Source organism: Mycoplasma sp. 744 (assembly GCF_034863305.1).
In the GTDB taxonomy this organism is placed as follows: Bacteria; Bacillota_I; Bacilli_A; order Mycoplasmatales; family Metamycoplasmataceae; genus Mycoplasmopsis.
Genome location: NZ_JAYFFF010000002.1, coordinates 107063 through 130660, shown reverse-complemented (window position 1 = coordinate 130660; position 23598 = coordinate 107063). Strand labels below are relative to the sequence as shown.

The 23598-nt window shown below is 21.9% G+C and carries 19 protein-coding genes; 10 read left to right on the top strand and 9 right to left on the bottom strand.

Features of this window, described 5'->3' with window-relative positions; all coding sequences use genetic code 4:
• Positions 1-53: 53 nt before the first annotated feature.
• The 4 genes from VBM87_RS01730 to VBM87_RS01715 form a co-directional block, all read right to left on the bottom strand.
• Positions 54-1610: a hypothetical protein gene (locus VBM87_RS01730; protein WP_323177109.1), complete on the bottom strand. Its 1557-nt coding sequence runs from the start codon at positions 1608-1610 to the stop codon at positions 54-56.
• Positions 1600-3972, bottom strand: a complete 2373-nt coding sequence (locus tag VBM87_RS01725; RefSeq protein ID WP_323177108.1) for a UU173 family protein — start codon at positions 3970-3972, stop codon at positions 1600-1602. The genes VBM87_RS01730 and VBM87_RS01725 overlap by 11 nt, the downstream gene beginning before the upstream one ends.
• The gene (locus VBM87_RS01720; RefSeq protein ID WP_323177107.1) at positions 3965-4804 is read right to left on the bottom strand and encodes an MAGa7180 family putative nuclease; all 840 of its coding nucleotides are present in this window, start codon (positions 4802-4804) and stop codon (positions 3965-3967) included. The genes VBM87_RS01725 and VBM87_RS01720 overlap by 8 nt, the downstream gene beginning before the upstream one ends.
• A 78-nt stretch (positions 4805-4882) precedes the next feature.
• Positions 4883-6472 (bottom strand): TrkH family potassium uptake protein, encoded by a 1590-nt coding sequence (locus VBM87_RS01715; protein ID WP_323177106.1) that lies wholly within the window; start codon positions 6470-6472, stop codon positions 4883-4885.
• 79 nt (positions 6473-6551) lie between these two features.
• Here VBM87_RS01715 and VBM87_RS01710 point away from each other — a divergent pair, with 79 nt between their 5' ends.
• The 7 genes from VBM87_RS01710 (at position 6552) to VBM87_RS01680 (ending at position 13770) form a co-directional block, all read left to right on the top strand.
• A complete protein-coding gene (locus VBM87_RS01710) occupies positions 6552-7223 on the top strand; it encodes a potassium channel family protein (RefSeq protein WP_257075601.1) in 672 nt (223 codons plus the stop codon).
• A gap of 157 nt (positions 7224-7380) precedes the next feature.
• Entirely contained in the window at positions 7381-7830 is a 450-nt protein-coding gene (gene mraZ, locus VBM87_RS01705) for a division/cell wall cluster transcriptional repressor MraZ (protein ID WP_257075599.1), read from the top strand.
• Positions 7796-8722: a 16S rRNA (cytosine(1402)-N(4))-methyltransferase RsmH gene (rsmH, locus tag VBM87_RS01700; RefSeq protein WP_323177105.1), complete on the top strand. Its 927-nt coding sequence runs from the start codon at positions 7796-7798 to the stop codon at positions 8720-8722. Before mraZ ends, rsmH begins: the two co-directional genes overlap by 35 nt.
• Before the next feature lie 13 nt (positions 8723-8735).
• Positions 8736-9902 (top strand): MAG3720 family protein, encoded by a 1167-nt coding sequence (locus tag VBM87_RS01695; RefSeq protein ID WP_323177104.1) that lies wholly within the window; start codon positions 8736-8738, stop codon positions 9900-9902.
• Between the two features lie 2 nt (positions 9903-9904).
• Positions 9905-11101, top strand: coding sequence for a cell division protein FtsZ (locus VBM87_RS01690; RefSeq protein WP_323177103.1), 1197 nt, complete (start codon positions 9905-9907; stop codon positions 11099-11101).
• A 79-nt stretch (positions 11102-11180) separates the two neighbouring features.
• Positions 11181-11864 carry a 16S rRNA (uracil(1498)-N(3))-methyltransferase gene (locus VBM87_RS01685; RefSeq protein ID WP_257075595.1) on the top strand — a complete coding sequence of 228 codons (684 nt, stop codon included), beginning with the start codon at positions 11181-11183 and terminating at the stop codon, positions 11862-11864.
• Complete coding sequence (locus VBM87_RS01680; RefSeq protein ID WP_323177102.1) at positions 11857-13770, top strand: M13 family metallopeptidase; 1914 nt, start codon at positions 11857-11859, stop codon at positions 13768-13770. The genes VBM87_RS01685 and VBM87_RS01680 overlap by 8 nt, the downstream gene beginning before the upstream one ends.
• A 24-nt stretch (positions 13771-13794) precedes the next feature.
• On the opposite strand, the gene VBM87_RS01675 is transcribed toward VBM87_RS01680, so the two are convergent.
• The 5 genes from VBM87_RS01675 to VBM87_RS01655 all read right to left on the bottom strand — a co-directional run bounded on the left by VBM87_RS01675 (position 13795) and on the right by VBM87_RS01655 (position 20356).
• Entirely contained in the window at positions 13795-14265 is a 471-nt protein-coding gene (locus VBM87_RS01675) for a hypothetical protein (protein WP_323177101.1), read from the bottom strand.
• Between the two features lie 105 nt (positions 14266-14370).
• The gene (locus VBM87_RS01670) at positions 14371-16947 is read right to left on the bottom strand and encodes a hypothetical protein (protein WP_323177100.1); all 2577 of its coding nucleotides are present in this window, start codon (positions 16945-16947) and stop codon (positions 14371-14373) included.
• Positions 16948-16957: 10 nt separating this feature from the next.
• Positions 16958-17275 (bottom strand): hypothetical protein, encoded by a 318-nt coding sequence (locus VBM87_RS01665; protein ID WP_323177099.1) that lies wholly within the window; start codon positions 17273-17275, stop codon positions 16958-16960.
• Between the two features lie 154 nt (positions 17276-17429).
• Complete coding sequence (locus VBM87_RS01660; protein ID WP_323177098.1) at positions 17430-19787, bottom strand: MnuA family membrane nuclease; 2358 nt, start codon at positions 19785-19787, stop codon at positions 17430-17432.
• Between the two features lie 200 nt (positions 19788-19987).
• Entirely contained in the window at positions 19988-20356 is a 369-nt protein-coding gene (locus VBM87_RS01655) for a hypothetical protein (RefSeq protein ID WP_323177097.1), read from the bottom strand.
• A gap of 87 nt (positions 20357-20443) precedes the next feature.
• Here VBM87_RS01655 and trpS point away from each other — a divergent pair, with 87 nt between their 5' ends.
• Genes trpS through VBM87_RS01640 form a run of 3 tightly spaced genes read left to right on the top strand, consistent with a single transcriptional unit; the run spans position 20444 to position 23593 of the window.
• On the top strand, positions 20444-21439 hold the full coding sequence (gene trpS / locus VBM87_RS01650; protein ID WP_323177096.1) for a tryptophan--tRNA ligase: 996 nt from the start codon (positions 20444-20446) through the stop codon (positions 21437-21439).
• Positions 21440-21447: 8 nt separating this feature from the next.
• Entirely contained in the window at positions 21448-23196 is a 1749-nt protein-coding gene (thrS, locus tag VBM87_RS01645; protein WP_323177095.1) for a threonine--tRNA ligase, read from the top strand.
• Positions 23189-23593 carry an MAG3450 family membrane protein gene (locus VBM87_RS01640; protein WP_323177094.1) on the top strand — a complete coding sequence of 135 codons (405 nt, stop codon included), beginning with the start codon at positions 23189-23191 and terminating at the stop codon, positions 23591-23593. Before thrS ends, VBM87_RS01640 begins: the two co-directional genes overlap by 8 nt.
• Positions 23594-23598 lie beyond the last annotated feature (5 nt).

Below are 23598 nucleotides of genomic sequence, written 5' to 3'. Positions count from 1 at the left end.
AAATATATAACGTGTTAATTATAGCAAAAAGATAAAATTTAAGATTAATAAAGCTAATTATTTGTTGAATCATTTAATAAATTTTGAATTAATTGTTGTCCTGTTTGAATTTGACTTAAAATTGCAGCTGAGGAATTAACTATATTATCAATATTATCTACTAGATTAGGATTATTTATTACAATTTGTAAATTTTGCATGATGTTTAAAACATTTTTAATTTGCACATTTTCAGTATTTTCATAAGTTGTTAAATAATAATTAACTAATTTATTTGCTTCTTCAATTATTGAAAATAAAATTTGATTATTTAAAGTTAAAAGTTTATTGTTATATTCTTGAATAATTTTTTCTACTTCTAGTGTCATTTGATCAATTTGTTCATCATCAAATGATAAAATTTTATTATTTTCAATTAATAAAAAATAAGTTTCTTGTGTAAAATTATCCAGTTGTTCAGTTATATAAGCATTAAATTTACCAAGAATTCTATTTTTTTGTAACATCGAATTAAATATAGTTTCTTCTAAAAACCTATATTGTTCATTGACTTTATTATAATTATTTAATTTGTTTGTATAGTCTAAAAGATAATTATTAGTTTGTTCTTTGATTGTATTTAAATTATCAATTTCTTCTTGAGTTATAGTTTCATCAAAAATTAAAAATTTATTTTTAAAATCTATAATAGCTTTTTCTAAATATTTAGCTGTGTATATCGGTCTTTGATTATTTATATTAATTAATTGTCAATAACTATTTGAAATATCATTTACATATTCTTCAAATTTTTCTTTAGTATTATTAGATATTTTGTTAAATTCTATTAGTATTTGATAATATAAATCAAAGTTTTTTTTATATTCATTGATAATTTGTATTCCTTCAGTAAAATCATTTTTTTTACTATCAAAAGAAATTAAATTTTGTTCTAATTCTGTAATTTTTTCATTTAAACTATTTATTTGTTTATTATCTTTATTTCTATTTTTAAAATTTTGTAATTGAGTTTTTAATTCTTGCATTAAGTTATCAAAAACACTAAATTGTTTTCTATTTGTTTCAATAATTTTTGTTATATTAAAATAATTTTGAGTTATAAAATATATATTTTGCAAAACAGTTTGTTTATTTAGATCTAAATTACTATCTATTTTTTTATAGTTTTGATTTAAACTATTTCTGAAATTAGTTAAATAATTTTCTTCTGGTTTAATATTATTTACCAGTTTATCCAATTTATTTTGTTCTTGAATAAGTCTGTCAAAAAGATTATTATCAACCTTATTTTCTTTTATTACAACACTTTTAATTTTATTAACATTTATATTTTGATTTTCGGTGTTTTGCAAAACATAATTATTTGGTATATGTTCGCTTAAATCATAATTATTTTTATCATCTGCGTCAGTAATAACTATGTTTTTTATTATTGTTCCATCACTTAAAACTAATTTAACAATTTCGTTTTTATAACTTAATTCTTTTAATGCTTCAATTCTTTTTGAATAATTATTACTATCTTGATTTTGTTGACAAGCATTAGTAAATGCAAAAGCACTTACTACAATAGGTGCAAAAGTTAAATATTTTAAATTTTTAATTTTCATTTTTACCTTCTATAGAGAGTTTAATTTTTTTAGTTTGTTCATCGAAAAATAAATAACCATTTTCAAAATTATATGCATAATTATTTATTTCTGGAAAAGTTTTAAGAATAATTTTTTTAAAAAATGCAAAAGTTACTAACATTGCTATAACATCATTTTGACAATATTCTTTTAATTTTATTTCTTTTTCAATTCATTCTTGATCTTCTATAACATTTAAATATCTATCTATAGCTATTTTCATAGCCATTGATCCGTTTTTAACATCTAAATCAGCATATTCTTTAAAATATTCACTATATTCTAAATCATTAAATTGATTGAAATTAATTAATTTTTCGATTTTTTTAATACTTTTTTTACCAAATAATTCAAAAATAAAAAATCTTTCAATTTTATTATTATTTACAAATTCTAATGGCGTTTTAATAAATTTATTAAGTGTATTATTTTCATTTAAAAATATATTATCAATATCATTAATATTTCTTTTTTGATAATTTATTAAATCAAAAGGGAATATATAATTAATATTTTGTTCTGTACTATTTAAAAAATCCATCAAATCTAAAGTATTAAAATTTATGTGATTAATTATTTTTTCAAAATCTAAAGAATTTTCAATTGCTCTTTCTTTTAATTGAAGAATAAAATTTTTGTCGTTATTTTCAAATTTATTAAGAACTAATTTAAGAATTTCGTTGTTTCTTGTGTTTTCATAATTTTTATTAAAAACTACATAATAATCAGCTTTATTTGAATAAACGCTTAAAATATTATCTACTATATCAATTAAAGATATAGTTTTAGGATCTTTAACAATATTTAAAGCAATATTATTGTTGTGTTTTATTATTTGACCATTTATTGTTTCTATTATCGAAACTTGATTAGTAATTTGTAAATATGAATTTACTCCATCAATAATGGGAGTAACAGATGAAACACCTTCATAGTCATATCAAATATAACGTTTATTAGCTTTTAAATATTTACTAAGTTCATTAATGGCATCTTGAGTGAAATAGTTAGCTCTTTTTCTTAATTGATCAACTTTATATTTATATTTTTCTATATGATTAAAATCTAATTGTGTTCTTAAATTTTCTACATTTGCTGCGAATTCATATTTACTATCTAAATGCAATGATCTTATTTCTTTTAATAAATTTTTATTACTTCCATATACTTCGTGATAATCATATTTTAAATCTAACTGAGAATTTATGTTAGAATAAATAGGTTTATCTAAATAATAACCATTAATAATTTTATCTATATGAGATTTAAAGTCACCAAACTCTCCTTTTTCATTAAAAATTTGATCATTAGAAAAATAAAAAACAGGATAATCAGTTTTATTATTTTTTCTTTTTCTTTTGATGCTGTTAAAAGGTGAATTATGATAAATAGCATCCATAAAAGTTAGATTTTTGTTATGTAAATTTAAACTAACTAAATTATCAAAAATTTTGCCATTATTTACTAAATTATTTATTTTTTTTATTTGAAGAAGTTCTTGATAACTATAATCAGTTTTTTTAGTATCAATTGTTTTTTTATTTTTGCTAATGTTAGCTGCTTGAGTTATAGTTAAATTTAGTTTATTTTTTAAAATTTCTTCATTGTTATTATCAAAAAGAATCATTTTTATTTGATTAATTTTAACATTAGTTAATAAAGAAATTTCGTATATAAAATTTGCTCATAAGTAATCTTTTATTTCATTACTATTTTTATATTTGACTAAATAAGCAGTCATATTTTTTTTATCTAAGGCAAAAAAATTAGCTTTTATAAAAAAATTATCATTTGCTTTTATTTTGTTATTATCTTTGTATTCAAAAATTACAGCTGGATTAATTATGTAATCTATTTTGTCATTATTGTAATAGTTGAAAAATATTTCTTTTAATTCATTAACTTTTTTTGCTTGAGGCATAAAACCAATTTTATTTTTTTCTGGGTTTTTTAACTCATTTTTTAATAAAAAATCTAAAATTTGTTTTTGAACATTAGAATATATTAAAATATTTGATCTATTGGAAGAATCATTTTTTAAAATTTTATTATTTGTTTTTAAATCTTTTCAAAAAGTAAAACCTTCATCATTTAAATTATTTAAAATATCATATAAAAAATTATTCTCTTCTTCTTCTTCATTATCTTCTTCTTCAACATTAAAATGATTTCTTGCATGATTTTTAGTAGTAAATAATTGGTAATTATTTTGATCGATTTGAGGAATTAAATAATTATTAGGATTATTAGGATCTTTTTTTTCTCAAATAAAAAAATCTTGTGATATAAATGAATTAAAATAATGTTTAAAATTAATTGTTATATGATTATTTTTACTCAAATTCAATCTCCTCATCAATTTTTCCTTGTTCTTTTCATAAATTAAATAATTCTTTTCATTCGTTTTCATTATGACATTTTAAATAATTAACCAAATCATTATCAGATCTATCTAAACGATATTGAGGTGAAATACCTAATTGCGTATATTTTAATCAAAATTCTTTAATAACTTTAATATCATCTTTTGCTTGTTCATGATTAACTTTAAATAAAAAACCTTGTGTTTGAGTTTTAAAATCAACTAAGTGAGTATTTTCATAATCATTTTCATTTAAAAAGGTTCCAACAATCATATAATGATTATACCCAAGTAAATGAGCATATAATTGTGCTTGTTTTTTATAGTCCTCAGGAATGTTGTTATTTTCATTTTCTCATTCTTTTCTTTTTTTTGCTCCAACAGCCTTAAGTTCTAAAACAATTTTTTTATTTTTAATTAGACCATCAGGCACACCACCTATAATATTTTGTTCTTTAAAATAATCATAATCAACTTTACTTGCTTCTATATGTTCAATTGTTTCATTTTGTCAAATAGATTTTAAATATTCTATTACTTTAGGTTCTAATTCTATTCCTGCTTTAATATATTTTAATTGTAAAGCAGGCATTTTTAATCTTGCAATAAAACAAAAAGCACTAAAATGGCTTTTAAAATTGTCAGTTAAAAAAATATCGCCTATTGAAGATCCACCAAATTTTTTAAAACATTCGAATTTATTAGTTGAATTTAATAATTTTAAATGATAATCTTTTGATAATCTAACTACTTGATTTTCTTCATCTAAAATATATTCTTTTCCATTGTATGCGCGTTTTTTTAAATTCATTTTTACTCCTATTATTTATTATTGTTTTTATAGAGTTATTTTTTAAAAAATGAACAATTTAATTAATATAAAAGCATTTTAACCTATGGCAATATCTTCTGTTATATATTCATATTTGTATGAATAATTACGTTTTCTACCTCAAACTAATAAAGTAGACGAAACACCAAATTGCCCTATAAACATTATTAAAGTAAGAATAATTTTACTAAAAATATTTAATTTTTCACTAATGCCTACTGTTAAACCACTAGTTCCAAATGCTGAAGTGGCTTCAAATATATAATTTAAAAAGTCATAATCAGCTTGACCAAAATAATTGGATGAAGAAGTAGACAAAATTATAGAAGCAAATAAAACCAACATTATACTAGTTAAAAATACAGTAAATGAATTACGAACAGTTTTATTACCAATTTTTCTTTTAAAAGCTCTAACAGATGGTCTACCAGTTAATCTAGAAATTAAAGCAATGGAAATAATAGCAAAAGTAGTAGTTCTTATGCCACCACCCGTGGAAGAAGGGCCAGCTCCTATAAACATTAAAATAATGAGAATTAAAATACTGTTAGGAGAAAATTGATTTATTGGTATAGTAGCAAAACCGGCGCTTCTTGTTGATAAACTAGTGAAAAATAAGGCTCAAATTTTTAAAGCTGTACTATTATAAAAATCATTTTGATTTTGTAAAATATGATTTTTACTTAATAATTCCATACATAAAATAATTAAAAAGGCAATAATTGTAATTAATAAATAAGTGATAGTGCTAATTTTGGTTAATAATTGTCAATAATATTTGCGTTTAGGATGTTTGCTTTTAAATCTAAAAAAATTAAAAATGTCATGAATAATTGGATAACCTAAACCACCAATAAGAAATAAAATAACAAAGAAAATTTGTAACTCAATATTATGGTAAAAACTTAATAATGATTTTTCACCTATAATATCAAAACCTGCATTATTTAAAGCACTTAGAGCATGAAAAAAACCGTAACGAAAACTTAAAGCTCAATTATTATGAGGCAAAATAAATTCTCCTAATTCTTGATAAGTTTTACTTTGAGAAATATTTAAATTTAGATTATTTTGATATATTGTTTCAATTTCTCCTAAATTTCTTGCAGGAACTAAATAAAAATAAAAAGATAAACCAATTGAACTAACAAGAAAAATAATTATTAAAAAAGTAACAGCATCAACAATAACTTGTTTGGAACTTTGTCCTTTTGCATCAGTTCTTTCTGCTGAAGCTAAATTAATTTCACTTAAAGAAAATCTTAATTTACCAAAAAATAAAAAATTAAATATATAAATTTTTAATACAAATACACCTATTCCACCCAGAAAAATCAAAATAGCAATAATACTTTGGCCAAAAATATTTCAAGTTTTAAAAGTGCTAAGTGTTACTAAACCAGTATCACTAAAAGCACTTGAAGCTGTAAATAAAGCATCTTCAAATTTAATACTATTTCATTGGCTATTAATTTCTTGATGAGTTAATGGGCTAAAAAGTAGTAAAGAACTTAATAAAACTATTAACAAGTAAGTAAAAAAAATTATTCTTATTTTTTTAGTTTTTTTAAAGTGAAAGTTAAGATTACTAAAAAAACGATATAAAGAATTATGACGATATCATCTTATTAATTTTCAATTTCTCATAATTAAAATAATATATTATTTATAATATATTAAGAATTTATTTTATTTTTTATTTAAAATAAAATTAAAGGAGTAAAAAATGGCAAAAAATAAAAGTGAAAATATTTGTGTTATAGGTGCAGGACGTTTTGGTAGTGCAGTTATAGCGCAATTAAATAAAATGAATTGTTCTTTAATGCTTATTGATAAAAGCGAAGAACATTTAAAAACTTTTAGTGATTCTATTGAAAACATAGCAATAGCCGATGCAGCTGATATTAAAGCTTTAAGAGCATTAAATATAAAAGATATTGATACTGTTGTTGTGGCTGTTTCAGATAATATCGAAATTGTTGCTTCATTATTAGAATTAAAAGTTAAAAATATAATTGCAAGAGCAACTTCTAAAAGACATGCGTTAGTTTTAAAACAAATTGGAGTTAATATTATTATTCAACCTGAATATGAAGCAGGTATTAGAACGGCATTATTAGCAGCTAATACAAACTTTATTAAATACTCTAAAGATTTACAAGAAATAGGTAATGGTTTTGTTATGGGAACTACTTATGTTATTAATGAAAAAGTATTAAATAAGGAAATCAAAGACATTAAATTAAATGAACTTGGGGTTTCTATAGTTCTAATTAAAAGAGGACCACAATTTATTTTGCCAAACGGTTTTACAAAAATACATGTTGATGATTTATTAACAATTATTGGTAAAGTTGATGATGTTAACCAAGCAATAAGAATTTTTAACAAAAAATAATTTTTAAAAGACAACTTAAAAGTTGTTTTTTATTTTAATTTTGTAAAAAAATATTTTTTTTCATATTCTCCAAAATATATTACTAAATTTATATTTTTTTCTTGTTTTTTAATTTCATTAAATGTAAAATAATGGTGAATGGTGGAGGAAAGTGGTGATGAATAATATTTATGGTCAATTCAATCGAAATTTAGATGATCGTAATCGTGTCATTCTACCTGTAAAAATTAGAGATCTTTTAGGTACTAAATTTTACATTACAATAGGAATGAACGGAGTTATTGAACTTAGAAGCGAAAAAGAATTTCAAAAATTAACAGAATCGTTAACTTATGAAAGTAATTTTGATCCTCTAGTAAGAAAATTAAAAAGATTTTGATTAGGAAATAGTCAAGAAATTGAATTGGATTCACAAAATCGTTTTATTATTCCTAAAACTTATTTAGATAAAGCCGCCATTCAAAAAGAAGTCTTATTATTAGGCGTTGGGGATATAGTAGAAATATGAAATCCTCAAGTGTATCAACAATATTTAGATTCAATTAGTGAAGAAGAATTATTAGAAGCCGCCAATGCTTTTGCCTCTCGTCAAAATGCTTTCAAATAAACATCAAAGTGTTTTACTAGAAGAAACAATTGAAGCATTAAATTTAAAACCTAATGGTATATATGTTGATTTAACATTAGGTATGGGCGGACATGCTAGTTTAATTTTGCAAAATATTCCAGAAGGAAAATTATTTGCTTTTGATAAAGATTATTTCGCGATACAAGAAAGTCGTAAAAAATTGGAATTAATAAATAATAATTTTTACTTAATTCATTCTGATTTTAAAAATATAAAAAATGAATTAAATAAACTTGGTATCAAACAAGTTGATGGTATTATTGCAGATTTGGGAATTTCTTCACCACAAATTGATAATGCAGATCGAGGTTTTTCATATAACAAAAATGCAAAATTGGATATGAGAATGAATCAAGATCAATTTTTAGATGCACATTATATTGTTAATCATTATGATGTTGACAAATTAAGTCAAATTTTCTATTATAACGCTGAGGTAAAATTTGCTAAACAAGTTGCGAAAGCCATAGTAGAAAATAGACCTATAAATACTACATTAGAATTAGCAAATGTCATCAGAAAATCTTTACCTGCTAAAATAGTTAGTTTAAAAAATCCTAACAAAGCTATTTTTCAGGCTTTAAGAATTGAAGTAAATGATGAGTTAAACGCTCTAAAAAATATGTTAGTTGATGCACTAGATTTATTAAAACCGCAAGCTAATTTATGTGTTATTTCATTTCACTCTATAGAAGATAAAATTGTTAAAAATTTTTTTGGTAAATTAACTAAAAATCAATTACCAGTAAAAATGCCTGTTAAAGAAGAAAAAAAATACAGTGTTAAAACTATTAAAGTATCTGAAAAAGAAATTAAAATTAATCATCGTGCAAGAAGTGCTAAATTAAGAGTACTTACTAAAATATTTTAAAAAGGAGTAACAAATGAGAAATGTTTATTTCAACTATCTTATAAGTAAAAATAAAGTAACATTAAATGTTATTGAAGTAAAAGATCAAAAAAATGTTTTACTTTATGAAAAAAACATTTCTCTTACTTCTGATTTAAAAGCACTTGATTTATTAATGATTAAACATAAAGAATTAGAAAAACAACTATTAACAAATAAAAAGAAATTAATAATTAAAAGTAATTTGATTTTGGATGAAAGTTTACATAATTATTATGAATTAGAAAGTTATCAAGCAGAAATTTTAGTTAAGAGTAACTTAATAACTAAAGAAATTAATAATGAATTAGAAAAACAAATGAAAACAAAATTAAATACAGAAAAAATTATTTTAAATCAAACTGTAAGCTGTTATAAAACAATTGATTTAGTCGATCAGTTAAAAATATATAGAAATTTACCTTTAAATAAAATTGCAAAAAGTATTACATTAATAAAAAATTATTTATTAATTACAAAAAATAATATTTTAGATAAAATAATAAAAAAATTTAATCAAACTAAAATATTTTTTAATAACATTTGTACAAAAATGTTTGCTCAAGCGCAAGTTGATAATAATTCTTATTTAAATAAAATTTATTTAGAATTGAATAATTATTCATGAACTTTAGCAAAAGAATTTAATAAAAATATTATTTGCAATAGTTATAAAGAAATAAATTATTCTGCAATTTTTAACGAAATATTTTCAAGAATGAATTTATCTACCAAACAATTTAAACTACTTGTTAATTCTTTTTTTCAGAATGATCAAAATTTAATAATTAAAAATTTAAACTTAAGTTTGCAACAAAAACTTTTTTATCAATTATTTATTAATAAAATTGAAAAATATTTTCAAGAATTACTACAAGAATTATACTCATATATAAAAGATGGATATAAGATAGTGTTTTTAGAAAATAGTGCATGCACTTTTTCAACATTATTTAAAAATTCCAAATTTCCTTTCGAACAATTTAAAAATACTACAAATATTTCTAATTTATCTACTTGCATGCAAGGGATTATTAAATATAGTGACAGTATTATAAATTATTCTCCTCAAGAAAAAACAATTTCTAACATTTCGCTAAATTTTAAATCAAATTTTTTCAACAAATTATTTTTTAAATTTATTTATTTAAATAAAGGATAATTATGCAATCAAATAATAAAAAAGTCAAAATAAAATTAATCGGAGTTGGAGGGGCTGGAAATAATGCGGTCAATCAACTTATTAACGATAATATTGATCAAATAGAATATTGAATTGCTAACACTGACGAAAGTGATTTAAATAATAGTAACTGTGCAAATAAACTAATTTTAACAGGTGTTACAAACGGTTGAGGTGCTGGAGGAAATCAACAAATAGGAGAAGATGCAGCTAATTCTTGTAAAAAAGATATAGAATCAATTTTAGAAGGCGCAGATTTAGCAATAATTGTTGCTGGATTAGGTGGAGGCACAGGAACAGGTGCCGCACCTGTGATAGCTTCAATAGCTAAAGAAATGAAAATTTTGACTTTGACCATAGTTTTCATGCCTTTTAAAATGGAAGGATTAAGAAAATTAAGAGTTGCTGAAAGTGGTCTTGCCAAAGTTAAACAATATAGTGATTCTTATATTATTATTAACAATTCTAAATTAGAAGAAAATTATGGTGATTTACCTTCTGATCAAGCTTTAAAAATAGCTAATCAAAGTGTAAAAGATGCAATTGATATAATTGTTGATATAGCTTATAATAATTTTGTTATAAATGTTGATTTTAATGATTTACGCACTATTTTAACAAACGGTGGTTTAACCTATGTAGGTATAGGAAAAGCAAGTAATGTAGATAATGTATGAGAAAAAGCTAGTTTAAATGTTTTTAATAATATTTTGTATGAAAAATCATTTAATAATGCTAAAAAAATTATTTCTTTAACTAAAACACAAAATGCTACTTTAATGCAAATAAATAAAGTACAAGAACAAATTTCAAAATATTTAAATACTGATACTAATTCAAATGATACTGTTAATGTTATTCAAGGAATGCAATATTTAAAAACATCAAATCCTAAAGATAATATTTTCGAAGTTAATTTAATAGCAACGGGATTAAATTTAATAGAAGAAACAAAAGAAAATAATTCTGAAAAAGAATTGTTAATAAAAACAATGGAAAAAAAACTGGAAGATGATTTAATCATTACAAATAATCAAAATACCTTATTTGAAGATGATATAGATAATGAAGTACAAGAAAATTTAAACACTAATCATGAAATAAATAACAATAATATAGATGATAATAAACTGCAAAGTAAATTCCCATTTTCCTTTGGCTTTAAATTTAAAAAATAAAAGAGAGAACCCTCTTTTATTTTTTATATTCATTTATAATTTAGATACTAATTTAAATTAAAGAAAGGATATTATATACATGCATCGTTTTTTTGTAAATCAAAAAGCTGATGATAATCATTTTATTTTAGATGAGAAAAATCTTAAACATTTAAAAGTGGCTCGTTTAGTAAATGAAGATTTTTTATGCGTTTATCAAAAAGAATTTTATTTATGTTGTTTAAAAAATAATTTAGCTTCAATAAAAAATAAATTAGATATTAATAATGAATTTAAAAATGAAATTATTTTAGCCGCACCTATTATTAAAATGGAACGTTTTGAATGATTATTACAAAAAGCTACTGAATTAGGTGTAAAAAAAATTATTCCAATGATTACAAAATACACAAATGGTAATTTAGTTAAATATGATTTATTTAAAAAACGTCTAAGACATTTAGAAATTTTAAAAAACGCAGCTGAACAATCATTTCGCAATGTTATTCCTGAATTATTAGAACCAACTAAAATTGAAAATATATTAAAACGATTTCAAAATAAAAAAATTTTTATAGCACATGAAAAAACTAATAGAGAAACTATTCAAACTTTAAGTGATAATTGTTTAATCCTTGTGGGACCAGAGGGCGGATTTGCTCAAGAAGAAATAGAATTAGCACAACAATACAATGCTCAAATAGTTTCTTTAGGTAAAAGAATTTTAAGAGCTGAAACAGCATGTATATATCTTTTAAGTAATATAAAGGAGAATAATGAATAAAAAATTATTAAAAGATAACTTTTTTCAAGGTATAAATGAAAAATGATTAAAAGAAACCAAAATTCCTAGTGATAGACCAGCTACAGGTGCTTTTTATGAAATTGATAAGAAAAATGAAATCAAAATGTTTAAATTAGTTAAAAATTTAGTGAATGATTATAAAGATAAAAAATTAAAAGATACTATTTTATCTAATTTTGTTAGATTATATAATCAAGCTTTAAATTATGAACAAAGAGATAAATTAGCTTTTAAACCAGTTAAAAAATATTTAAAAGAAATTGAAAATCTAAAAAATTTAAATGATTATAAAGATAAATATGTGGAATTATTTTTAAAAGGTTATGCTAATTTATTTGAATTCTCTATTTATCAAGATTTCAAAGATTCTACACAACAAATTTTATATTTAGGTCAAGCAAATATTATTTTACCTGATGTTTCATATTATGATGACAACCATCCTAAAAAAACACTTTTACTTAATGCTTGATCTAAAATGATGTTTAATTTATTAACTAAAACAGGTTATTCAGTTGACAAAAGTAATAAAATGATTCAAAATGCTTTAACTTTTGATGCTTTATTAGCTCAATATTTTCCAACTAATTTAGAACAAGCTGATTATTTAAAAATTTATAATCCTAAAGAAAAAGAATATTTAAATTCTATATCACAAAATTTTAAATTTTATAATTTTGCTCAAACTTTAGTTACTAAAAAAGTTGATATGGTTTCCATTACTTATCCAAGATTTTTTGATAATGTAGATAAAGTATTGAATGAAAATAATTTTAAAGAATATAAAGATTGAATGATATTAAAAACTTTACATGCTTTTGCAAGATATTTAAGTAATGAAGCTAGATTAATTTCTGGAGAATATGCTAAAACTTTAAATGGTTTAAAAAAATTAACACCTAAAAATAAGGCAGCTTTAAATTTAGCAATTGATAAATTTTCAATGCCTTTAGGAGTTCATTTTGCTAAAAAATATTTAGGTGAAGAAGCTAAAAAAGATGTTGAAAATAAAGTTCAACAAATGATTAATATTTATGCTCAAAGATTGCAAAACAACAATTGATTATCACAAAAAACAAAAGAAAAAGCCTTAATTAAATTAAATTCTCTAGGAGTACATATAGGTTATCCTAATGAAATACGACCTTATTATCAAGAATATCAAGTTTATTCATATAAACAAGGTTATAATCTATTAGATAACATAATCAACTTAGATCAAATTTTTATAAGATATCATTTTAATCAATATAAAGAACCAATAAACAAAAATTATTGAAGCATGCCGGCTAATATAGTGAATGCTTATTATAGTCCTACTATGAATCATATTGTTTTTCCTGCTGGAATTTTAAGCGCTCCTTTTTATTCTCCTAAACAATCTTCATCAGCTAATTTTGGAGGTATAGGAGCGGTTATAGCACATGAGATAAGTCATGCATTTGATAATCATGGAGCTCAATTTGATGAAAATGGTAATAAAAATATGTGATGAACTGCTGAAGATTTTGCTAAGTTTGAAGAACTTGGTAAAAAAATGATTGAATTATTTGATCAAAAAGAAATTTGATGTGGAAAATGTGATGGACAATTAACTTTATCAGAAAATATAGCTGATGGAGGAGGTATTTCATGTGCTTTAGAAGCTTCAATGCAAAATAAAGATCATTCTTCTTTTGATTTCTTTGTTAATTGAGCCACAATTTGAAGAACTAAGGCAACTGAAAATTACGCACAAAATTTATTAAAAATAGATGTACATGCACCAGCTGAATTAAGAGCTAATTTACAATTGCAAAATTTAGACGAATTTTATAAAACTTTTGATATTAAACCAGAAGATAAAATGTACTTACCAGTTGAAAAAAGAGTTAAAATTTGATAAAAATAAAGGCAAATGCCTTTATTTTTAAATACTATTATTTAAATTTTGATTTCTTTTTTTAATATATATTAAATCAATATTTTTCTTATTACTTAAATTATTAGTTAATAATTCAATAATTTTCATTTGATCAAATATTGATAAATATGGTAAATCGTTATATTCGCTTTTAGCAAAATATTTAATATTTTCTACACTAATTCTATAAATAGTAGAAATATCAATATAATTTGCTAATTCAATAATTTTTAAATTACCATTTTCTAGAGTTCCCTCGTGAATATTAATAGGAATAATTTTTTCGTCTTCAATTATTTTTTGTGTTTCTTTTAAACAAGAAAGAAAATAGGCATATTTTTCTTCCATTGCTACAATAATAATTACATTTGATTTAAATTTATCTCCCAGTTTTTCTAAAAATTTGTCTTTCATATTAATTGGTTTTAAAACAGGTAAAACCAATGATGTTTTAGGTTCTAAATGTTGTGTATTCATATAATCAAATCTTAAAATAAATAATTTATTTTTTGTTTGTCTTTTATCCTTATATTTTTATTAATAAAAAAGCATATAAATGATTTATATGCTTTTTTATATAAATTAATTTGTATCGTTTTGATCTAAGACTAAATCAAAGTATATTGGACTATTTTTAGCTATAATATTATAGAAATAGCCGGCGTTATTTGCAAAAGGTCTGTCCCTTTTTGCATCTACATGAGTTTTTCATTCTTCAAAAGAATTTATATTTTTAATAATTTTATTATCTACTATATCAAAAAGTGGATAACTATTAGCATTTTCATTTACAAGTGTTCCCTTGTAAAAAATTTTATCTGGTTGATTACTATATTGTTTTTCGGTTCTATTAGAAAGTGTTGTGTTAATATTTGTATCTAGTAAAGCTTTATAATTAGCATTTAATAATTCAGCAAAAAATACTTCATGATTTTTCGTTGTAGTTACATTAGTATTACCTAAAAAAATTAAATCATCATTAGTACCATCTTTTTCGTCAAATCATTTCATAACGTTTACTAAATTTTTGGCTTCATTTTCTGTTTCTTTTGCTGTTCCTCTAGATCTAATGAAATGTGATGCTACAACTGTAAAATCATTTTTAATATTACCTAAAGTTTCAAAGAATACTCCTACGGGAGCAACATTGTAATTATTATTTTTAGCTCCATCATTTTTTACAAAGTTTGTATTGTCATATGTTAAAACTTCTTGAGTTTCTTGATCTTCAAAATTTTTAATTTTTACTTTGCTTGCTTTATAAAGAAAAGCTGTTTTATTTGTATCTTCTTTTACTACATATTTTCAATTTGCTTGAGGATCTAATTCATTTAATTTTTTAATTAATTCTTCAACCCCAGTTATATTGTTATAGTTAGTTACTGCTTGAATATCAATTTTAAGATGATTAATTAAATCACTTATTGCTCTAGTTCTTGATTCTAAATCGTTTTGTCTTTGTGCATTTGTTCTAACTTGTAATTCATCAAGATATCATTGACCTATACGAATGGTTTGTTTTGCTTCTTGAGTTTTTTCAGCAGGTGTTGTTTCAGGCGATGTAGTATCGCTTGGTGTTATTTCTTCAGATTTATTTTCTTTTGATTCTACAGAAGGTGCAGGCGTTATTATTTCTGAATTTTCATTTTGTTTTTCATTGTCTTCTTTTTTAGTTTCTGCTGTTTCTTTTGACGTTTCTTCAGTTATAACAACAGGAGAATTTTCTTCTGTTTTTTTAGTTTCTTTTTCTTCTTTTGGTTGATCATTTGAATTATTAGTTTCCATAGTTTCTTTTGAAGTAATCTTTTCTAATGTTTTATCTTCGTTAGTTGTTTCCTTAGATTTTTCTGTATTTTTTTGATCAACTTCTTTTGTTGCTTGTTTGTTATTTTCTACCAAGTAATTAGTAATTTCTTTTGATATGCCTTGATATATATGAACTATTGTTGGATAAATATTTTCTTCAGGTGTTTCTGGGAAAGATTTTTTAGTTTCTTGAACTAATTTTTTATAATTTGTTTCACCGTTATTAATAATTTGTGCTTTTTGTTCAACTGTTAATAATTGTAAAAGTTTATCTAATTGATTTAAACTAGTTAATGAATGAGCAATATTATTATTAATTGCATCTAAAACATTTAAAGCTTTAATGGCATGCGTGTAATTTTCTATTGTTACATCTTTTTCTAAAATTTCAATTTGTTTTGCTTGTTGTGCTTTTAAATCTTCAAGATATTTAATTCCTAAAAAATCTTTGTTTATTGAATGTGTTGTAGCTAAAGTTTCTAAGTTTTCTTGAGTTACTCTATAAATTTCTTTAAATTCTGTTTTTAATTTGTTTAATTCACTAGCAAAGGTTGAATTAAGTTTTTGTTCTTCTTCTGAAGATTTAATTTCTTCAGTAGTTGGTGTTTTAATTAAAGTATTAATATATTCATTAGCAAGTGTTTGAATTGATGGATAAAATACTTCAGTTGAATTAAGATTTTTACCTTTATTAACTTCTGTTGTATAAATATTATCAATATTTGCTTTTAAATTAGCTAATTGTTTTTCACTACTAATGCTCAAAATATATTCTAATTGTGTAAGTGCTCTATATTCTGCTAATAATTGTTCATATAATTCTCTTAAAGAAGTATTAATAACTAAAGACGTTGCAAAAACATCTGCTTCATCAGACATTAATAATTTATTTAATTCGTTTATTTTAGTTAAAGCTTCTTGTTCTAAACTTTTAGGATATTGTGAACCTAATTTAACCACATCTATTTCATATTTAATAGATAAACTTAAAATAGTTTCATTAATTTTATTTATTTGTTCTTTTGCATGATTGCTAAATTTGTCATAAGCTTTTTTAAATGTATCAAAATCTTTTTTACGACGGTTTCTTTCTTGCGAATTTTGTTTTTCTAATTCCGTATTTTTATATTTTAAAGTTTTATTTTCAAGTGAAAAATCATTTTGTTTATTTTCTAATTCAGCTTTTTGTTTACTAAGAATTTCTATTTCTTTTAAAGCTTTTTCTAATTGAGAATTAATATCTTTTTCTTTATTGTTTTCTTCTTGCATCTCACAAGCAACTGCTAAACTTATAGTAGCTAAAACAGATGCACTTGCACTTATAAAAAATAATTTATTTTTCTTTAATTTCATAAACACCTCTTTATTTACTTAAAATAGCAACTCAAATGGTTCTTCTTGCTGTTTTAATAATTCGATGCGAATAATTTATATTAATAGTTAATAAATCACCTTTTTTCATTTTAATTTTATGTTGATTTTTATCTTCTAAAATAGCCCAACCTTTAATTAAAAAAACGTTTTCAATTTTTTTGTCTTGCATTCAATCAAGTTGTATTTGATTTGAATATATTAATTCAATTTCTAAATGAGAATTTTTAAAAACATTTATTTTATTTTCTTGATTTTTTTGCAATTTTTTTCAATTGAATTTATAAATATTAGTAACTATTTTTCACATCTTTCATCCAATATATATATATATATATATTAGCAAAAATTAATTTTTGTTTTATCTAAATAGTTTAAAAATATGTATTTTTCCTGCAAAATTTTATTTTTTTTGCAAAATAATTTTTATATTTATATAAAAAAAGTAGATATATACTATCTACTTAAAATTCATCATTTTGATCTAAAATTAAATCAACATAAATAGGGTTGTGATCGCTTATTACATTTCTAATATAATTAGCATCATTAGAATAAGGATTTTTTCTATATTGATCAACGAAGTTTTTTCATTGATTAAAATTATTATAGCCTGGATAAATTTGATCATCTAAAAATTGATATAAAGGATAAGTTTGTGCATTTTTAGTTTTTAAATTACTTTTAATAAATATTTTGTCATATGAATTACTATATCTATTAAATGTAGTACCTAAAGATGTATTAATTGTTTTATCTATTAAATTTTTATAACCATTATTTAATAAATTGTCAAATAATATATCATGATGTCTTTCATTTATATTAGTATCACCCATAAAAATTAAATCATCATTATTACCATCATGTTTATCAAAATAATTCATTACATTAATAGTATTTAAAGCTTCATCAGCTTCTTGAGCTCCTAAATTTCTAAGATTAGGAACGCTATGTTCTCTAATTTCATTATTAGTAGATCTTCTTATACCTGGAGAATCAAAATGAGCCGCTACAAAAGTAAAATCATTTTTTTCTTTTCCTAATGTTTCAACAAAAATACCATATGGAGGTCTAGTATATCCGCCATTTAAATTTTTGTTGTAATGATGAATAAAATTTTGATTATCATATGCTAACCCTTCATTTATTTTTTGATTAATGAATGGTTTGAGTTTAAATTTATTTGCCTGATAAACAAAAGCAATAAATTCACTAGTTTGATTATTTACCTGTTTATTTCTATCTCTGCCATTTGGTCCTGTTTGGCTAATAATGTATTTTCAATTTGCTTGTTTATTAATTTGATTCAATTGTCTAGTTAATTCTTTTACAGCTAGTTCATTATCAATTTCTGTTAAAGCCTGTAAATCTATATTTAAATAATTAATTAAGTGTGCTATAGATTTAATTTTTGTGTTAGTAACTAGTTTTTCATTAGTATCATTTAAATTGAGATTTAAAACATTTCAATGTGCTAAACGTACTTGTTTTAATGTTATTTCTTGTTCTTTTGCTAAAGATGAATTTTGCTCTGTTTTTTCTTGAATATTATTTTCTTCATTTGCTTTTGATTCAACTTTATTATTAGTTTTAGAAGTTTCTTTTTCTAAATTTAAGAAATATTTAGTAATTGTTGTTTTATAAATTTGATTTAAATCATTTATATTAATATTTGCATGTTGTTGTAAAAATTTCTCTATTTCTTTTTCAACATTTTTAAAAATTATTTTTTTAGTCTCTATATTAAATAATCTTAAAACTTCATTTATTTGGTTCAAAATTGTTAAAGTATTAATTAAATTGTTATTAATTGTTTGCAAAGAATTAAGATTTTGAGTTATTGACGAATAGTTATTGTTAATAAATTCTTTTTCAATACTAGAATTTATTGATTTATTTTGATTTTTTAAATATTCAATATAACTATTTGCAAAAAGATTTTTATCAACTTCATTATCTTTTACTATTTCATTTAATAAATTTTCTGTTTTATTCAAATTATTAGAAAAATTTTTATTTAAATTATTTAATGATATTTTTAAATTTTCACTTATTTTTATTTCTCTATTTTTACCATAATTTCTTGGGTGATTTTGTGTAAATAAAAATTTTAAATATTCGCTTATCGTTTCTCTTATAAGAGAAACATTTTCTAAATCTTCAAAATTAATTTTCGTGTTATTAAAAATATTTTCTTCTTTTTCATTTAGTTTAATAATTAAATTTGAATTGATATTTTTTAAAGTTTTCTTTAATTGTTCTATAGCTTTTAAATCAATAAAAATTTGCTCATTAATTAATAATAATTTTCTTTCTGTACTTATAATATTTTCAAATAATTTTTCTTTATTTTCTATATTTGTTAAAGTATTTAAATAATGATTGTTTTGATTTTCTATTTCTTGTAAATAATTTGTTAATAATTGGCCTAAATTGATATTAAATTCATTTTTAAAATTAGTTAATTCATTTCTTATTTTTAATAACAAAGTTGTATTTTTGTTTTGAATTAATTCAATTTTATTAACAAAATTATTAATATTTTTATTTCTTCTGTCAGAATTATTTTTGCTTTTTTGTATTAATTCATTATTTTTAATTTTTAATTTTTGATTATCAGATACTATGATTTCTTGTTTTGAAACAAGCAGTTGAGTTTCACTTTTAATTTTTTCTAATTCTTTAAGAGTTTTTGCTAATTTTTGATTTTTTTCTTCTTTATTATTTTCATTAATGTTTAAACAAGAAGTAGTAAAAGAAATTAAAGATAATGGAATAAAAGAACTATATAATAATTTAATTTTATTTTTAATTTTCATAATTTTACTCCTTATAAAATAAAAATATCTTACTATAATTAATTTTATAATTTAATCGTTTAACTTAATATTTAAATATTTTTTAATTTTAAATATGAAAAATAATATTTTTTTTCATTTTTTAATTTAAAATTTTATTTTAAATATTTAAGTAAATAATAAAAAAACTCTCAAAATGAGAGTTTTTAATTAAATGTAAATTAATTATTTAAATTTTTAATAATTTCTTGCGCTAAACTTAGAGCAATATTACCAACTATTAAAGTTATTTTATTTTCATTGAACATAATACCACTAACATATTTTAAATTTTTAATTTTTTCTAATTCAATTAAATTGCGATCTTTAAAATGAATTGTTACTTTAGAAGTTGTAGCATTAACATTATCTAAATTATTTTTTTTACCTAAAAACAAAATTAATTCTTCTAAATTAATATTTTTTGGTAATTTAATTATGCCATTATTATGATTATTAATATGTTTTTGTTGTTTATTTCAATATATTCAACAAAAGCCTAATGTTATTACTGTGAGAAAAATTATATACATTTTATCTTTAAATTTCATAAATTAATTATATAAAATGAACATAAAATAAAAATATAAAGTAAAATTTTTATTAATGTTTTAATTTTAAAAAAATTAAGGAAAATTATGAAAAAAAGATTAGTTAGCGGTATAAAACCCACGGGTAATTTAACTTTAGGTAATTATATTGGAGCTATTAAGAATTTTGTTAAATTACAAGATGAATATGAAGCTTATTTTTTTGTAGCAGATTTACACGCATTAACAACAGGTAAAGTAGATCCACAAGAATTAAATCATGCCAGATATGAAATTGTTAATATGTATTTAGCTTGCGGTTTAGACCCTAAAAAAACACATATTTTTTTCCAAAGTGATATTTATGAGCACGCTCAAGCACAATGATTAATAACTTCTGAAGTGGCATTGGGAGATTTAAATCGTATGACTCAATTTAAAGATAAATCCCAAAAAATTTCTAAACAAAATAATGGTACAGAAACTATTCCTATTGGTTTATTAATGTATCCTGTTTTAATGGCCGCTGATATTCTTATTTATAATGCTGATGTTGTGCCAATAGGTGAAGATCAAAAACAACATTTGGAATTAACTAGAAATATAGCAATTAAATTAAATAAACATTATCAAACAAGTTTAAAAATTCCTCAACCATTTATTCCTTCAGTAGGGGCCAGAATTAAATCATTAACCAATCCGCTTGTTAAAATGTCAAAAAGTGAAAATGATGCTAAATCTACTATTTATTTACATGATGATCCTCAAATAGCTTATAAAAAAATTCTTAAGGCAGTTACAGATTCTGAAAATAAAGTTTATATTTCTGAAAATAAACCTGGTATTTTAAATTTATTGCACATTTATAGTTCTTTAAAACATTTAACACTAGAAGAAAGTGAAGCTTTATTTAAAGACTCAAATTATGCTCAATTTAAACAAGCAGTAGCACAAGCAGTTAAAGAAGAATTAATTAAAATTCAAACTAATTATCAACTTGTTAAACCTTTAATTAAAAAAGTTATTGAAGAAGGTAAATTAGCTGCTAAAAATATTTGCCAACCAATAGTTAAAGAAATTCAAGAAAAAATGGGATTTATTTAGGAGAAAATATGAAAATTAAAGCTGAAAAAAATTTAAATCATACTTGTAGTCATTTATTAGCTGCAGCCATTGAAAAACTATATCCTGATACAAAATTAGCTTTTGGTCCTGCCACTGATGAAGGTTTTTATTATGATTTTGAATTCAGTAAACCTTTAAGTGTAGAAGAATTAAGTAAAATTGAAAAAGTAATGAAAAAATTGGCTTCAAGAAATTTAGTTACAATTCCTTTTGAAGAATATCAATATTCTTTTGATAATAAACCTTATAAAAAAGAGCTTTATGAAGAATTAAAATCTCAAGGCAAAAATATAACATTTTATGCTTTACAAGATCCTTTAAATAAAGAAATTATTTTTAGTGATTTATGTGCTGGCGGCCATATTGAAAATACTAAAAATCTTAAACATTTCAAACTACTTTCTTTAGCTGGAGCTTATTGAAGAGGCAATAGTGACAATATTCAACTAACTAGAATTTATGGAACAGCATGAGAAACTAAAGAAGAATTGGATAATTATTTAGCTATTTTACAAGAAAGAAAAGAAAGAGATCATCGTAAAATAGGAAAAGCTTTAGATATTTTTGCTTTCGATTATTTAAGTGGTCAAGGATTTCCTATTTGATTAGAAAATGGGATGTATATTCATAATGAAATTAAAAATTTAATTTTAAAAATGGATCGTAAATACGGTTTTACAGAAGTATTAACTCCACATTTTGGAAATGAAGAATTATATAAAATAAGTGGACATTTAGCTCATTATAAAGATGATATGTTTAGTCCTTTAATAGTAGAAAAAGAACGTTTAATACCCCGTCCTATGACTTGTCCTCATCATATTCTTTGCTATAAAATGAATAAAAAATCTTACCGTGATTTGCCAATAAGATTGTCAGAACAAAGTCAATTATATCGTTATGAAAAATCTGGAGCTTTAACAGGATTAGAACGTGTAAGAGGAATGTTATTAACAGAAGGCCATTTATTTGTTAGAGAAGATCAAATCGAAGAAGAAATTAAAAAAATGTTTGAATTAATATCAGAAACTTTAAACATTTTTAAAATTGAAATAAGTTATATTTCTTTATCATTAAGAGATAAAAACGCTAAAGATAAGTATTTTGATGATGATAAAATGTGAAATAATGCTGAAATTATTCTTAAAAAGGCTTTAGATGATTTAAATATTCAATATGAAATTATCGAAGGCGAAGCAGCATTTTATGGCCCTAAAATTGATATTCAAATTCATACAGCTTTAGGGCATGAAATCACTGTATCAACTATTCAATTAGATTTCTTATTACCAAAGAATTTTGACTTAACGTATGTTGATAGCAATAATCAATTAGTTAGACCTGTAATGATTCATCGTGGTTTAATTGGAACATATGAAAGATTTGTGGCTATTTTATTAGAGCAAACTAAAGGAGTTTTACCATTTTGACTTTCTCCAAGACAAATAAGTATTATTCCAGTTAATTTAGAGCAAAATTTAACTTATGCTCAAAATATTTACGAAAAATTATTTGCTCATAACTTTAGAGTTAAATTAGACGATAGAGAAGAAAGATTAAATAAAAAAATTCGTGAAGCACAAATTAATAAAGTTAAATATCAAATTATTTTAGGAGCAAAAGAAATAGAAACTAATACTATTTCTTATCGTGAATATAATCAAGAAGAAACAATTAATACTACATTAGATAATTTCATTCAAATGTTGCACAATAAAAAAGCAAATTATGAATAAATCAAAGTATTTAGCTTTATATAATTGATTATTTTTAACTTTTGTTTGCATAATTCCTCAAGCAATAATATATTTTTTAGGTTCTAATGATTTAGGGTCTTCAATATTTAAATCGTATGTTTGGTTATATATAATCTTTTTTAGTTTGCTTATTATAAGTTTTATTGTTCAAATTATATTAATAAAAATTAATTTTATAAGTATTAAAACTTTTACTATTAATATACCAATAAGTGCTGTGTTTACTTTGATGATTTCATTATCGCAAGTTAATTTAGAATTAATTTATAAATTACTTTTAGCTCTATTAATAAGTATTATTAGTGCTTTAATAAGTAATATTATTGTACATAAAATTATAAAAATTCAATTAATCAATAAAAAAGACAAACAATAATATAT